Annotated in this window: 14 protein-coding genes; 12 read left to right on the top strand and 2 right to left on the bottom strand. The window is 56.5% G+C overall.

Translation table 11 applies throughout. The features are described 5' to 3' along the window. Positions 1–12: 12 nt before the first annotated feature. The gene (locus DDE76_RS14500; protein WP_104892006.1) at positions 13–417 is read left to right on the top strand and encodes a DUF6634 family protein; all 405 of its coding nucleotides are present in this window, start codon (positions 13–15) and stop codon (positions 415–417) included. Positions 418–898: 481 nt separating this feature from the next. Next, positions 899–1270, top strand: a complete 372-nt coding sequence (locus DDE76_RS14505) for an SGNH/GDSL hydrolase family protein (RefSeq protein ID WP_157955820.1) — start codon at positions 899–901, stop codon at positions 1268–1270. Between the two features lie 211 nt (positions 1271–1481). On the opposite strand, the gene DDE76_RS14510 is transcribed toward DDE76_RS14505, so the two are convergent. Further along, positions 1482–2546 (bottom strand): hypothetical protein, encoded by a 1065-nt coding sequence (locus DDE76_RS14510; RefSeq protein ID WP_157955821.1) that lies wholly within the window; start codon positions 2544–2546, stop codon positions 1482–1484. Positions 2547–2560: 14 nt separating this feature from the next. After that, positions 2561–2785 carry a hypothetical protein gene (locus DDE76_RS19595; protein WP_157955822.1) on the bottom strand — a complete coding sequence of 75 codons (225 nt, stop codon included), beginning with the start codon at positions 2783–2785 and terminating at the stop codon, positions 2561–2563. A 100-nt stretch (positions 2786–2885) separates the two neighbouring features. On the opposite strand from DDE76_RS19595, the gene DDE76_RS14515 reads away from it, so the two are divergent. The 10 genes from DDE76_RS14515 to hisH all read left to right on the top strand — a co-directional run bounded on the left by DDE76_RS14515 (position 2886) and on the right by hisH (position 13455). Then, positions 2886–4793, top strand: a complete 1908-nt coding sequence (locus DDE76_RS14515; RefSeq protein WP_104892003.1) for a polysaccharide biosynthesis protein — start codon at positions 2886–2888, stop codon at positions 4791–4793. A 63-nt stretch (positions 4794–4856) separates the two neighbouring features. Further along, the gene (locus DDE76_RS14520; RefSeq protein ID WP_104892002.1) at positions 4857–5690 is read left to right on the top strand and encodes an aldolase/citrate lyase family protein; all 834 of its coding nucleotides are present in this window, start codon (positions 4857–4859) and stop codon (positions 5688–5690) included. An 80-nt stretch (positions 5691–5770) separates the two neighbouring features. Next, a complete protein-coding gene (locus DDE76_RS14525) occupies positions 5771–7159 on the top strand; it encodes a lipid II flippase MurJ (RefSeq protein ID WP_157955823.1) in 1389 nt (462 codons plus the stop codon). 7 nt (positions 7160–7166) lie between these two features. After that, on the top strand, positions 7167–7724 hold the full coding sequence (locus DDE76_RS14530; protein ID WP_104892000.1) for a sugar transferase: 558 nt from the start codon (positions 7167–7169) through the stop codon (positions 7722–7724). Between the two features lie 2 nt (positions 7725–7726). Continuing rightward, positions 7727–9487, top strand: coding sequence for an asparagine synthase (glutamine-hydrolyzing) (asnB, locus tag DDE76_RS14535; RefSeq protein ID WP_104891999.1), 1761 nt, complete (start codon positions 7727–7729; stop codon positions 9485–9487). Then, complete coding sequence (locus DDE76_RS14540; protein WP_104891998.1) at positions 9484–10116, top strand: hypothetical protein; 633 nt, start codon at positions 9484–9486, stop codon at positions 10114–10116. The genes asnB and DDE76_RS14540 overlap by 4 nt, the downstream gene beginning before the upstream one ends. Continuing rightward, positions 10113–10727, top strand: coding sequence for a capsular polysaccharide export protein, LipB/KpsS family (locus DDE76_RS14545; protein ID WP_157955824.1), 615 nt, complete (start codon positions 10113–10115; stop codon positions 10725–10727). Before DDE76_RS14540 ends, DDE76_RS14545 begins: the two co-directional genes overlap by 4 nt. Before the next feature lie 147 nt (positions 10728–10874). After that, a complete protein-coding gene (locus DDE76_RS14550) occupies positions 10875–12029 on the top strand; it encodes an N-acetyl sugar amidotransferase (RefSeq protein WP_104891996.1) in 1155 nt (384 codons plus the stop codon). 11 nt (positions 12030–12040) lie between these two features. Continuing rightward, on the top strand, positions 12041–12802 hold the full coding sequence (gene hisF, locus DDE76_RS14555) for an imidazole glycerol phosphate synthase subunit HisF (RefSeq protein ID WP_104891995.1): 762 nt from the start codon (positions 12041–12043) through the stop codon (positions 12800–12802). Continuing rightward, the gene (gene hisH, locus DDE76_RS14560; RefSeq protein ID WP_104891994.1) at positions 12799–13455 is read left to right on the top strand and encodes an imidazole glycerol phosphate synthase subunit HisH; all 657 of its coding nucleotides are present in this window, start codon (positions 12799–12801) and stop codon (positions 13453–13455) included. The genes hisF and hisH overlap by 4 nt, the downstream gene beginning before the upstream one ends. Position 13456 lies beyond the last annotated feature (1 nt).

The following is a 13456-nucleotide window of genomic DNA, read 5'->3' on the forward strand; positions in this document are numbered from 1 at the left end:
AGGCACCTCACCATGGTCATTCTCCCCCCCTTCGATATTGGCATCGCCCAACAAAGCGGCACCATCGGACTTATGGATGTCGACCGCCTTGTTGACGTCGAGCCCGAGCAGTTGAGCGAGGCGATGCGCCGCAAGATCGATGCCGCCCGCAAATCGGTCCAGCGCCTTCGGGCCGGCTGGCGCCCCGGGCCAGATACACTTGAAATCTCACCGCGCCTCCATGACTGGCGCTTTATTCAGGTCGCGCCCCGCGCCACGGTTCTGGCCGGGACCGTGGTCGGTCATCCGCGTCTTGGGGACCGTCCCTGGGTTCAGACGTCCTACCTTATCGGGCTCGATGCCACCCATCTCAAATGGGCGCGCACCCTGTCGAGGTTCTATGTACTTGGGGAGCCCTCGAGCTATCCGGTGGGATAGCAGGGCCCGCAAAGGGAGCGGCAAGGACTACGGTGGCCTGACTCATAATGACGACTATCTCGTAATGTCAGGCAATGTTCCGCGTACTGGACCAACGCATAGTTCGCCATGATCTTCGCGCTACCGCCACGTTCCGCCTGTCCGACCGAATCGGCCCGACCGATTGGACTTTCGGGTATCTCGCCCTTTTCCCACCTCCGGGCAAACTCGGCGCTCAATGTGGTCTTCTCTTGGAAGGCTTGCAATGATAAACTAGATCGCACTTTATTGAGAGCCTCATGCGGGGCCGACATCCATCTATGGCTCTTAACGGTTGCACCGGTCGGCATTGCCTGTGCAACGCAAAACTGGTGGTCTTGATGCCCCTCTTTTTTCTGGGATTGGCCATGGCGGCCTGGGGTGCCGTGACACAATGCGATTCTCCGTGGCTCAAGGTTACATGACCAGAGGCAATGGCCACATTTCGAGCGATGACGTCCCAATGCCCCACGGTTATTCGACTGGGATTGAGAACGGCTACTCCGTCTATCTGAACTACTTCGACCGAATGGTTCAGTCGTTGACCAGCAGAGGCGTCGAAGTTTTCGTTTATCAGTTTCCATGGCCGGAGCAGCGAAGGGACGAGCCTGGTTTTCAAGAGGTTCTGGCCTACTATGATCAATTGCTGGAAGCTCACGGCGGGAGCAATGTGCACTTCCTGCCCACTCTTCGCTTCTGGCCGACGGAGTTTTTTGTCGATCCGTTGCACCTGAACGAGGCCGGCGCACAGCGGCTTTCTCGGGAGCTCGCCACCGAGTTGGCTCGCCATCCGGATTTCCAGGGACTGTTCAGTCAGAAGGTCGCTTCCAATTGAAAGGAGCGCCGACAACCTTCAGAACTCTCGGTCGTTTGTGTTGGAGCTGTCCGTTGATGCGCGAGCCACCAACTGCACCGTCATTCGCGTAACAGAAGCGTACGTGACACAAAACGGGCACCATTGTTCCGTTAGAAAGGGCTGAGCGATCCACGCACAGCTGCGTGCCGTGGCGGTCGATATGTCCAAATGGACAGCTATTGCCAGTTCTTCACTGAGCTGAAACAGCAAAGCGGGACATTATGGGCTTGGCGTTTCCAGATGCGAACATTAAGAACGGAATATACCCCATCAACAGAACTGAGTATCCGAACAAGCCTCCAGCCATTGCTATTATGATGGATAGGTGAACTAGGTTGAGCCCCGGCCCGGAGGTCTTGACCATGTGGATTGGCCGCCAACCATAGCAACGAGCAACTGTCGATGCGGCTACAACGCCTACCCACCAGTACTGCAGAATCGACGCCAATCGTCCTCCTACACCAGGAAGGTCATCTTGCTCTAGCAAGTCTCCCAGTCCGACAGATCTAGCAATGTCACCACCTGCCCCATGGCCAAGCATTCGAAAGACCGCAGCTTCATCACCTCCGTAGTATGCGAGGTTCTTGCCAAGCCCGATTAGGGCATAGCCAACAAACAGCGCTAGGGTGAGGGCAATAGACACGGCTGCAATTGGATTGTTTTTGAGAAGTTTGGCGTCCATCAAGAAGGCAACCAAGATAATACCTGCTGAGAGCCCCATTGCAGCCAGTAGTGTTCCGGAACTCACTCCTGCAAGAAGGCATCCGAGCAGTGCCGAAATGGCATGGACGGGCTTCCATTCTCTCTGTTTGTACCAGTCAGCGCCGGCAAAAATTATCAGCAGGTATCCACAGAAGGCTAAAAGCAGGCGGCCATTCATTAGCATGGACATAACGAACATGCAGAAAACCACGACATCTCGACGCCACACGTGCCCCTGTGAACCCCAGACATCGACATCAATCCGGGCAACAAGCATGCTCATGAAGAACAATACAAGGACGCATTCAAAGCTGAATACGAGGTCCGGCGGCAAGTTTGCGAACTCGGCCACAGCGAATACCGGGTAGTAAACCAGGTAGCGGAGCCCATGCGGATGTCCACTGAGCAACACCCCGAGTGGGTCGTGCCCGACCGACTGCCACATGTCCCATGCTTGAGAATTGAGTGTGAATGTCTTCCACCCGACTAGCACCGTCAGCAAGAGCGCCAATGTTGCAAAGATAACCACAAGGCTGAGTTGTTCAATCTTCATGGGGCCGCCGCTGATCAGTTGATCGGCCCTATTAGCGCCTGCACGGTCGTGATGCAATCGAGTCTGCGCAGGCAAAGTGCTGCTGATTGTTCGGTGTTGCCAAGGTGCACCGCGGTTGGCGTCGCTGTGGCGGCAAAGGACTCCGTGAGGTTAATGCGGATGACAACACCAAGCCAATTGCCGCGGCACTTGACCGGCGACAGGGGAGGACGAAGTTTGAAGTTGCTCGTGAGGGACATTCGCTGCAAATCCAGACGGCTTCACAGGTCACCTATTGACCAAAGTTGCCAATCATGACAGGCGACCTAAACGACTATCCAGACCGGTGATCTGTCACTCATGATACGTGAACTCACGGCCCGCATCCTTAGCATTCCCCGGCGCTGGAAACGTGTCGTCCTCGTTACTTCTGATACATTTATTCTGGTCCTTGCGGCCTGGGCCAGTTTGGCGATCCGGCTCGACACCTTTGGTCTGCCCGGGACCACGGATGAATGGTTCGCGATCATTTCCGCGCCAATAGTGGCGATTCCTATCTTTGCAGGCTTGGGCCTCTACCGTCCTGTTGTACGTTACCTTCCAGAACGGGCCATGTGGACGATTTTCAAGGCTACTGCTCTGTCTGTGATGGCCTGGGTACTGGTAGCCTTTATGGCGCAGCTGTTATGGCGTGGTTCGTTGCCCCGATCAGTTCCGATCATCTTCTTCGCAATCGCTTGCGTGCTGCTGATCGGGAGCCGGTTTCTGGCCAAATGGTTGATTTCGCACCTGGGTCGCGACGTTCTCGCTCAGCGTCCATCCGTTGTCATCTATGGCGCAGGTGCCGCTGGGACGCAGTTGGCCCTGTCCTTGAAGAGCACGCACGACGTAGTGGCGTTTGTTGACGACGATCCAACACTGCATCGACGCGAAGTCGCGAACATTCGAGTTCATTCCCCCAGTGCCCTTCCAGCGCTGCTGGACAACTACGCTGTCCAGCAGATCATTTTGTCCATGCCATCAATTTCTGCAGACCGCCGGAAGGCCGTCGTTGCGGACGTGTCTCGTCACGGTGTGAAGGTGCAGTCACTTCCCGACATTTCGGACCTGGTGACGGGGAAATACCTCGTCAGCCAAGTGCGCGAGATCGAAATTGATGATCTCTTGGGGCGCTCCACGGTACCGCCTGACCTTGACCTTATTCGGCAAATGGTCTCCGGCAAGACCATCATGGTAACCGGGGCTGGCGGTTCAATCGGCTCTGAGCTTTGCCGGAAGATCTCGCAGTGGCGGCCCCAGCGCTTGGTCCTGTTCGAGGCCAATGAGTTCGCGCTCTACAAAATTGACCGTGAGTTGGCCGGGAGCGGGGAGGCGGCTGTCGTGCCGGTCCTGGGGTCTGTCACGGATGAAGCGCTGGTTCGACGCACGATGGAACATTACGCGGTGGGCGCGGTCTTCCATGCGGCCGCGCACAAGCATGTCCCTCTGGTCGAGGCCAATGCGCTTGAGGGCATTGAGAACAATGTATTTGGCACCAAGACTGTAGTGGACGTAGCGTTCTCCGTCGGGGTGAAGAACTTCGTTCTCATTTCGACCGATAAGGCCGTTCGCCCGACTAACGTAATGGGTGCCACCAAGCGTTGGGCCGAGCTTATTGTACGCGAGAAGGCTGCTGAAGCCGCGGCGGCGAATACCGGGCAGCAATTCTGCGCCGTGCGCTTTGGCAATGTCTTGGGGTCAAATGGTTCGGTAGTTCCCTTGTTCAAGGAGCAGATCGCGCACGGGGGACCGATCACGCTGACCGATCCAGCCATGACGCGCTACTTCATGTCTATCAAAGAGGCCGCAGAACTGATCGTCCAGGCTGGTGCGCTTTCGAAGGGAGGCGACGTGTTCCTGCTCGATATGGGTGAACCTATGCTGATTTCAGAACTGGCAGAGAACATGGTCAGATTGGCAGGATTGTCCGTCAGGAACGTTGACAATCCACATGGTGACATCGAGATCGTGGCAGTTGGCAAGCGGCCTGGAGAGAAGCTCTATGAGGAGCTGTTCTACGATGATGCGGCAGCGGAGCGAACCAGGCACCCCAAGATTCTTCGGGCTGCCGCGGCTTCGGATGATCTGCATATGCAGCAAAAGCTTAACGTGTTGCGTTCGGCTCTGCACGAAGCGGACGAGTCACTGGCACGCAGTCTTCTATTTGGCCTGGTCGTAGAGACAGATGTCAACGTCGCCGGACGCCAGGACAAGGCGACTGTGGGATAGTGTGCCAGAGTGGCCCCGCGATGGCGGGGTCCCTCCTCGTTTGAGGAAGTGAAAGACGTCGATATGAGACTAATTTTCATCACCAATGTACCCGAACTGGCCGAATACGTGTCCGACCGAGGGGTTGAGCGGGTGATGGTCGATCTCGAATTGCTCGGCAAGGTCGAAAGGCAGGGGCACCTGTCCACCGTAATCAGCCGCCACACTTTTGATGATGTTGGACGGATTCGCAGGGCTGTTCCTGACAAGAAATTGATGGTTCGCCTCAACCCGGTGAACCTAGGTGGCCGTGACGAAGTCGAGCGTGCGATCGATCTCGGGGCAGATGTTCTGATGCTTCCTATGTTCCGAACGGCACAGGAGGTTGAGCAGTTCTGCGCCCTTGTTGACGGCAGGGTCCGGATCTGCCTGCTTCTTGAAACCGCCGGGGCGGCCGCCAATGTCGCCGATATCGTGCGCGTCCAGGGTGTGCAAGAGATCCACATCGGCCTCAATGACCTACACTTAGATCTAGGACGCACGTTCATGTTTGAACCTCTTGCGGACGGCATAGTCGACCGTCTTGCAGGTTCTATCACCGACGCTGGTCTTGCCTTGGGTATTGGCGGTCTGGCGCGGGTCGGCGAAGGGCTACTGCCTGCCGAAATGCTGGTCGCCGAACACGTGCGCCTCGGATCCACTGCGGCGATTCTCTCGCGCACGTTCCACCGCAACAGAATTACGGTTCAGGACCTCGAAACCGAGATGGATTTCGCGGACGAAGTGGCCAAGCTGCAAGCCGCCTATCGCAAATTCGGTCAGTCCTCGCCAGACGAGCTGCTGGCCATCCATCGCGAAGTGGCCCTGCGCGTCGCAGGTATTGTGCGCGACAAAGCGGCGGGTGGCCAGGCGTCGTGAGGAGCCTCGTCTCCGCAAGCGTGGTGCTAAGCCTGACGCTGCTCTTGGGGCGGTTGTCTGGTTTCGTACGCGAGATTCAATTGGGTGCCACATTTGGCCTGTCTCGCGAAGGCGACTTCGCGATTGTCATGCTGACCACCCCGGACTTGCTCGTCAATCTCTTGTTGGCCGGCGGACTTAGCGCAGCGCTTGTTCCCGAATTCGCCCGTCTCGATGCATGCGGAAGAGCACGTGTCTTCGGGGTAACAAGCCTTCTGGTGCTTGCCCTATTCGGGACGATCGGGATTGTGCTAGCGTTCTTTCCCGCGTTGCTGCTCTTAGCCTTTGCTCCCGGCTATGCCGGCACACCGCCGAGTGCCTACGCGCTGCCTTATGCCATAGCGGCCATTGCCATTCCGTTGGCGGGGCTCACTGGCGTCACATCGGCACTTCTCAATTCGCAGCACCGTTTTTTTGTCGCCGGCACCGGGACCCTGGTCTTCAATCTGACCATCATCTTGGTGCTCTTTTTAGCGCCCTCGGGGCAGCAGTCCTTGCTAGTCCTAGCCATCGGACTGGCCCTTGCGGCTTCTCTGCGTTACATCAGCCAAGTGATCGCGACACTGCCGCATACAAACTGGTCTGGCGGCCGCGATCGTGACACCGACTACCACCGACTGGCACTTCGCTTCATCCAGGCTCTTGGCGCTGCGACAATTGTTCTGTTTATTCCGGTCATCCTAAGGGCACTCATTTCGCTGAATGGCGAAGGCAATATTGCTGCCTTCAACTTCGCTACCAAGCTGGTGGAACTCCCCATTGGCATAGCCATTACAACGATCAGCACCGTGGCCTTCCCGGCATTGAGCAGGGCCTTCGGTGCTAATGATGGACTTGAGCAATTACGCATATATGAGCGTGGCATTCAGCGAGCACTGCTTCTGGCACTTTGCATTGCAATTCCCGGTATCTGGTTTTCTTACCCGCTGGTCGAACTGGTTTTTGGCCGGGGCCGTATAGGTCCCTCCGATCTGGCCCTGATCAGCGACCTGGCCCGTTTGGGCTTCCTAACGTTGCCATTGGTCGCGGTCAGTTCGATGGCCACGACGCTTCTCAATGCGCGGGGGCAAACTGGCTTGCTGTTCAAGGTGACCCTTGCCAGTGTATGTGTCGTTCCGCTGACTGCGTTGCCCGGCCTTTGGAACTCTGACGCGCGCTTGGTCGTGGCGGCTCTGCCGGCTTTCCACTTCATATACGCGATTGCGCTGGTGCTGGCGGCCCAGCAGCCGATCTTTGCAGGCTGGTATGGAGCCTGGAGAGGCCTCTTCCGCCCGGCGCTGGCTGCTGTAGCTGCGACGGCCGTCTGTGCCATCCTTGCCGGCGTCGCTGGAACGAGTTCTGCTTTTGTTGGCGCGAGCCTAGCTTTGATCGCGATGCTCGTGGCAGTGGTGGCCGCTGACGGCAATCCTCTGCGAACGAGAAATCCGTAGGACTGCCATGCTGAAACGAGGTTTCGATATACTGAGCGCTGCGTCTGTCCTGATCGTCAGTTCACCGGTCTGGTTGGTAATTGCCATTCTGATCAAGGCCCACGATGGCGGACCGGTCTTTTACCGGCAGATTCGTACTGGCTTGGGCGGTCGTACATTCGGCATCCTAAAGTTCCGCTCGATGGTGCAGAACGCAGACAAGATTGGCGGCTACTCGACCGCAGACAACGATTCTCGCATCACACCAATTGGAAAATTTATCCGCCGCACCAGCCTTGATGAACTGCCCCAGCTTTTCAATGTTCTGCGTGGCGACATGAGTGTCGTGGGACCCCGTCCCGATGTGCCTGAGCAGCGCTCTCTTTATAGCGCTGAAGAGTTTGACAGGCGCAATCGCGTTCGTCCTGGTATCACAGGCCTGGCCCAGGCGACCAAGCGATCCACCGCGACACCCGAAGAACGGAAGCGCCTCGATCTGGAATATGTTGATCAGGCAAGCCTTCTACTCGACTTGAAGATCCTTGCGCTGACGGTCCGTCAGGTTTTGACAAAAGGTGGCAACTAGCGATGTGCGGCATATTCGGCTACTTTGACAGGCAGGGACGGGGCTTGCCCGAGCAGACGCTTGCAGCTATGGCCAGTGCCATTCGGCATCGCGGCCCGGACGAGCAGGGTGTCTTTGCCGAGCGCGGCGTCGCCTTGGGTAATCAGCGCCTGTCGATCATTGATGTCGGCGGCGGAACCCAGCCATTTGTCTCCGACAACGGTGATATTATTGTCGTTCAGAACGGCGAAATCTTCAATCACGTCGAACTGGCGGCGGAATTGAAGGGTACGCGCTTTGCCTGCCGCACCCACTCGGATACCGAGGTGCTGCTGCGCCTCTATGAGCGTGACGGTATCGACTTCGTGCCGCGCCTCAACGGCATGTTCGCGATCGCAATCTTCGACCGGCGCACACAGAGCGTCTATCTCATCCGCGACCGCATAGGTGTAAAGCCGCTCTACATTTTTGACGATGGCAGCCGAGCGGTGTTTGGCTCAGAAATTAAGGCCATCCTTCCTGCCACCGGCAGCCTGCAGATGGACGAGGAGGCGCTGTACCACTTCCTAACTTTCAACTATGTTCCGCGTCCTTTCACCGTGTTCAGCGGGGTCCGGCATGTGTTGCCAGGCCACTGGTTGAAGATCGACCGCACCGGGACCCAGCAGTTTCGTTGGTGGGACTTGGCGTCAGTGGAACCGATGGAACAGAGCGAAGCGGACTGGATCGAAGAGATCAATGCCACGCTCGAGGATGCCGTGCGCATAAGGCTGCGCGCCGATGTGCCGTTTGGTGCCTTTCTCTCTGGCGGCGTGGATTCATCTACTGTCGTCGGCCTAATGTCCCGGCACATGGCCAGCCCGGTGAAGACATTCTCCATCGGATTCGACGATCCACGCTACGACGAGACCGCTTTTGCCCAAGAAGCGGCAGACATGTTTGGCACCGAGCACTCTTCGCAGAGAGTTGCGCCGAACATGCTCGATCTCTGGCCTATGGCAACCTATCATTGCGACCAACCGCATGGTGATGTGTCCTTTTTGCCGACGTTCAAGGTTTCGGAAATGGCCGCCAAGCACGTCAAAATGGTGCTAACCGGAGACGGTGGCGACGAATTGTTTGCCGGCTATGACAAGTACAAGGACTTTTTTACGCCTGCCGTCGACGGGCTCGATGAGGCCGCATTCCGCACCGCCTACTATCGCAACATCAGCCTCTTCCAGGATGAGCAGAAGGCACGACTGCTTGCAAATTCTAGCACGCAAAGGCCGAACTCATTTGCTCTTGTGTCCGAGCTCTTTGATCGCGTTCCGCATTGGGATCGTATCAACCAGGCGCTCTATATCGACATGGAGCTGCTGCTCTCTGGCAACAACCTAGTTAAACCAGATCGCATGGGTATGGCGGTTTCGCTTGAGGCGCGGACGCCCTTCCTAGATTATCGCATGATGGAGCTGGCCTTCCGTATGCCTGGCAAAATGAAGCTGCGGGATGGCGTGACTAAATATGTCTTGAAGAAAGCCGTATCGCCGATGATCGGGCACAACCTTGCCTATCGCGAAAAGCAGATGTTCACTGTGCCCGTCGGAGGCTGGTTCCGCAGCGAGCTACGCGAATATTGCCGGCAAATGTTGGGTGAGCAGTCCTTCGGGCGCGGCACCGGTCTGTTCACCGATGAAGGTTCAGTACTGCTGGAGAACCATATACAAGGGTCGCAGAACAACACGCGCGAAATCCGCGCCCTGATCGCCATCGAGCACTGGGCCAAGGCATTTAGCGCATGAGAAAGCTGCCAGATGGTCAGATCGACGTTCTGTTCGCGTCCTACGGTGGCGGGCATGTAGCCGCGCTGCGTCCCGTAGCGCAGGCTCTCGTACGCGAAGGCATTTCAGTGGGCTTCCTCGGCCTCACTATGGCCCAAGCCGATCTCGAAAGCCATGGTCTGGACTACTTTGGATTTGCCGAACTCGAAGGGGCAAATAGCGACGACGTTCAGGCATGGGGCCGAGAACTAGCGGGGCCGAATGTTCCCGGATCACCCGTAGCATACCATGAGAGTGTCGCCTATCACGGACTCAATTTCCGCGATCATGTCGCCTTGTGGGGCGAGACGCATGCTTGGGAACACTACGCCAAATATGGGCGGCAAGGATTTCTTCCGGTGCAGACCATGGAGGCGCTGCTTAGACAGCTCCAGCCGGGGTTGGTAGTCGCCACCAGTTCTCCCCGCGCCGAAAAGGCTCTGTTCATCTCGGCGCGCAAATTGGGAATTCCAAGGATTTGTCTGGTCGATCTCTTCCCGATTCAGGAGGTCGAGTGGATCGCACAACCCGGCTACGCCGACATTCTTTGCGTGCTGAATGATCAGGTCCGTGACTACGTGATCAGCGGTGGGGGGCGCCGGATAGCGTGACTGTGACCGGTAATCCTGCGTTTGATGCGGTGAACAGTCAACACTCTATAGTTCTGGCCAAGGAAATTCGGCAGGCGAGGGGCATTGCTGAGCAGAGCAAGGTCATACTTTGGGCTTCAAACATTGAACCTGAAAAGCATCGCCTTACTGGTGCTGTCGGCGATCCCCAATTGCCCAGGCGGATCGAACAAACGTTGCGCAAGATGCTATTGTCTCATCCGGATTGGCACCTCGTTGTAAGGTACCATCCTAGTGAGTTTGTTGAATTTGAGCCTGCGCGTAACGTCTATCTCAGCTCGCGCGACGAAAACTTGCATGCACTGATACATTCGTCGGACCTAGTAGTGGTTCTTACCTCCACAGTCGGGTTGGAAGCACATTTGGCTGGAAAGTCGGTGATCTGTGTCGACATGTCCGTTTTCACAGCTGACACCCCACTTTCGAAAATGGGGATCGGGACCGGTGTCACACGTTTGGAGCAGCTCGAACCCTTGATTGAGCAGCTTCTAGCGAAAGAGGATTTAACCGCCGCTGCTAAACATAGCACTCCAAGCGCCTGTGCGGCTGTTTCCGGTATCATCCTAACTCACTTAGGCAAAATGCCACCATGAAAGTAGATTCATCCAGGCATTGGTGCTACGGCGCACCGATGCATCGTCTAAGTTATCAGGACGATAAGAATCTCAGTCGACGACGCAAACCTGCGCTCGGTCGGTGGATCCCCAAGCCAGAATTCGTCCCAAGCGAGGAAGCTAGTTATGCATGACGTGGCAAAAAAATACGGACTGCCTACAGTAGTGAAGTTCTGCAAAAAGTGCACAGTGTCCAACCAACGCCCACGTATTACTTTCGATGATAATGGTGTTTGCTCAGCATGTAACTACGCGGAATTTAAGCGAAGTCAGATTGACTGGGGTCAGCGTGAGAAAGAATTGCTCGCGACATGTGACAAATACCGCAAGAATAATGGCGAGTATGACGTCATTGTGCCATGCAGCGGTGGTAAAGATGGTAGTTTCGTAGCTCACCAGCTCAAGTATAATTATGGTATGAATCCGCTGACTGTCACTTGGGCGCCGCTGCTAGCGACAGAGATTGGGCGCAGGAACCTAGACGCTTTTATTCAGTCGGGTTTCGATAACATTTTGGGAACCCCGAATGGCCGCGTTACGCGCCGTTTGACAGAGTTGGCCTTCAAGCATCTTGGCGATCCTTTTCAGCCGTTCATCTATGGTCAGACCAACTTCCCCATGCACATGGCCATAAAGCACAATGTTGCTCTGATCATGTATGGTGAGAACGGGGAAGTTGAATATGGCGGTGACATGAAGAACGCGTTCCGCCCCGATCGTGACATCCAAGATCACGATAAACATTACTTCTCGGGTCTTCCTCCCGAGTTTTGGGCGGAGCACGGTGTCAGCCTAGCCGACCTAAATCCTTTCGTGGCGCCGCGCTACGAAGATGTTCTGCGCAATGAGACGTCTATTCAGTTCTTTGGTTACTACAAGTTCTGGGACCCCCAGGAGAATTTCTACTATTGCCAGGAGCACACTGGATTTACCCCAAATACAGAGCGGTCAGAAGGTACGTATTCCAAGTATGCCAGCCTTGATGATCGGATCGATGGCTTCCACTACTATCTTGCCTACGTGAAATTCGGTATTGGCCGCACAACCTCCGACACGGCTCACGAAATCCGGGACAACAAAATCGACCGAGAGGAGGGAATTGCGTTGGTTCGCCGTTACGACGGCGAGTTTCCCAAGAAGTACCTCTCCGAGTTCCTTGAGTATTGTTCGATCACTGAGGATGAATTCAACGCTGTCATTGATTCCTGGCGCGCGGACCATATCTGGACAAAGCAAGGCAACGATTGGCAGTTGCGACACCCCATCTGGGCTGAGAGCTGAGCCAAGGATCGATGAGCAATCTGCGTATTATCCCTAGACTTGACATCAAGGGGCAGAACCTGATCAAGGGCGTTCAACTCGAAGGCCTCCGCGTGATCGGGGACCCGCAGGAGCATGCGATCCGATACTATCAGGCGGGTGCGGACGAGTTGATCTATATGGACATTGTGGCAAGCCTCTATGGTCGCAACAATTTGTCCGATATCATCTCTCGGGCGGCCGACCAGGTCTTCATTCCGATCACGGTCGGCGGAGGCATTCGGTCTGTAGATGACGTGCGGCACATCCTGCGATCGGGCGCCGACAAAGTTGCCATCAACACGGCGGCTATTGCCCGACCCGAGCTCATCTCCGAAGTGGCGCGACGATTTGGGTCGCAGGCCATGGTTCTGTCAATCGAGGCAAAACAGGTCGCTCCGGGCAAGTGGGAAGCCTATACAGACAATGGCCGGGAGCGCACGGGGCTCGACGTGATCGAATGGGCCAAGCGAGGCGCCGAAATGGGCGCCGGTGAACTAATGGTCACCGCAGTTGATCGCGAGGGCACGCGCAAGGGATTTGACATCGACCTGATTCAGCAAGTCCGCTCCGCCGTCAGCATACCCGTCATTGCGAGCGGCGGCATGGGTACGATCGGGCATTTTCTGGAAGCGGCCCAAGAAGGTGGGGCAGATGGAGTTGCCATGGCCGACGTTCTCCACTACGGGCGCATGTCGTTGCCGGATATCCGGGCCGCAGCGCTCGACGCCAAACTCGAGGTGCGCGACATATGAGTCCTTCCAAGAAGGTGACGTTGCTCGACTATGGTATGTGCAACATGCTCAATGTTGCGCGCGCTTTCGAACATGCCGGTGCTGAACTGACAGTTACCGAAGATCCGCGCGACGCTCTGTCCGCTGAGCGGCTAGTGGTGCCAGGAGTTGGCGCCTTTTCGGACAGCATGAAGGAAGTGCGGACACGTGGGCATGACGACGCCATTCGACGTTTCGCCGAGACGGGCCGCCCCATGCTGGGCATCTGCGTCGGTATGCAGATCCTTTTCGAAGGCAGCGACGAATTCGGCCAAGCGGCAGGCCTGGGTATCATCGGCGGCTGGATCAAGGCCGTGCCCTCTCAGAGCCTTGAGGGTCAGCCCCAGCGCGTGCCACATATCGGCTGGAACCAGCTCATGCAGCCGTGTGAGACCAATCGCGGCTGGCAAGACACAATTCTGGAGAGCACCGAGCCGGGCAAGGCCGCCGTCTATTTCGTTCATTCCTTCGCCGCCGTGCCCGCCAATCCTGGAGACCGTCTTGCCGACTTTATTTATGGTGGTTACCACCTCAGCGCCGCTATCAAACGCGACAACGTGACAGCCACCCAGTTCCATCCTGAACGCAGCGGCGCCCTGGGCATTGCAATGCTGCGGCGGTTTATGGATTCCTGAA

The sequence above is a fragment of the Devosia indica genome, assembly GCF_003056405.1.
In the GTDB taxonomy this organism is placed as follows: domain Bacteria; phylum Pseudomonadota; class Alphaproteobacteria; order Rhizobiales; family Devosiaceae; genus Devosia; species Devosia indica.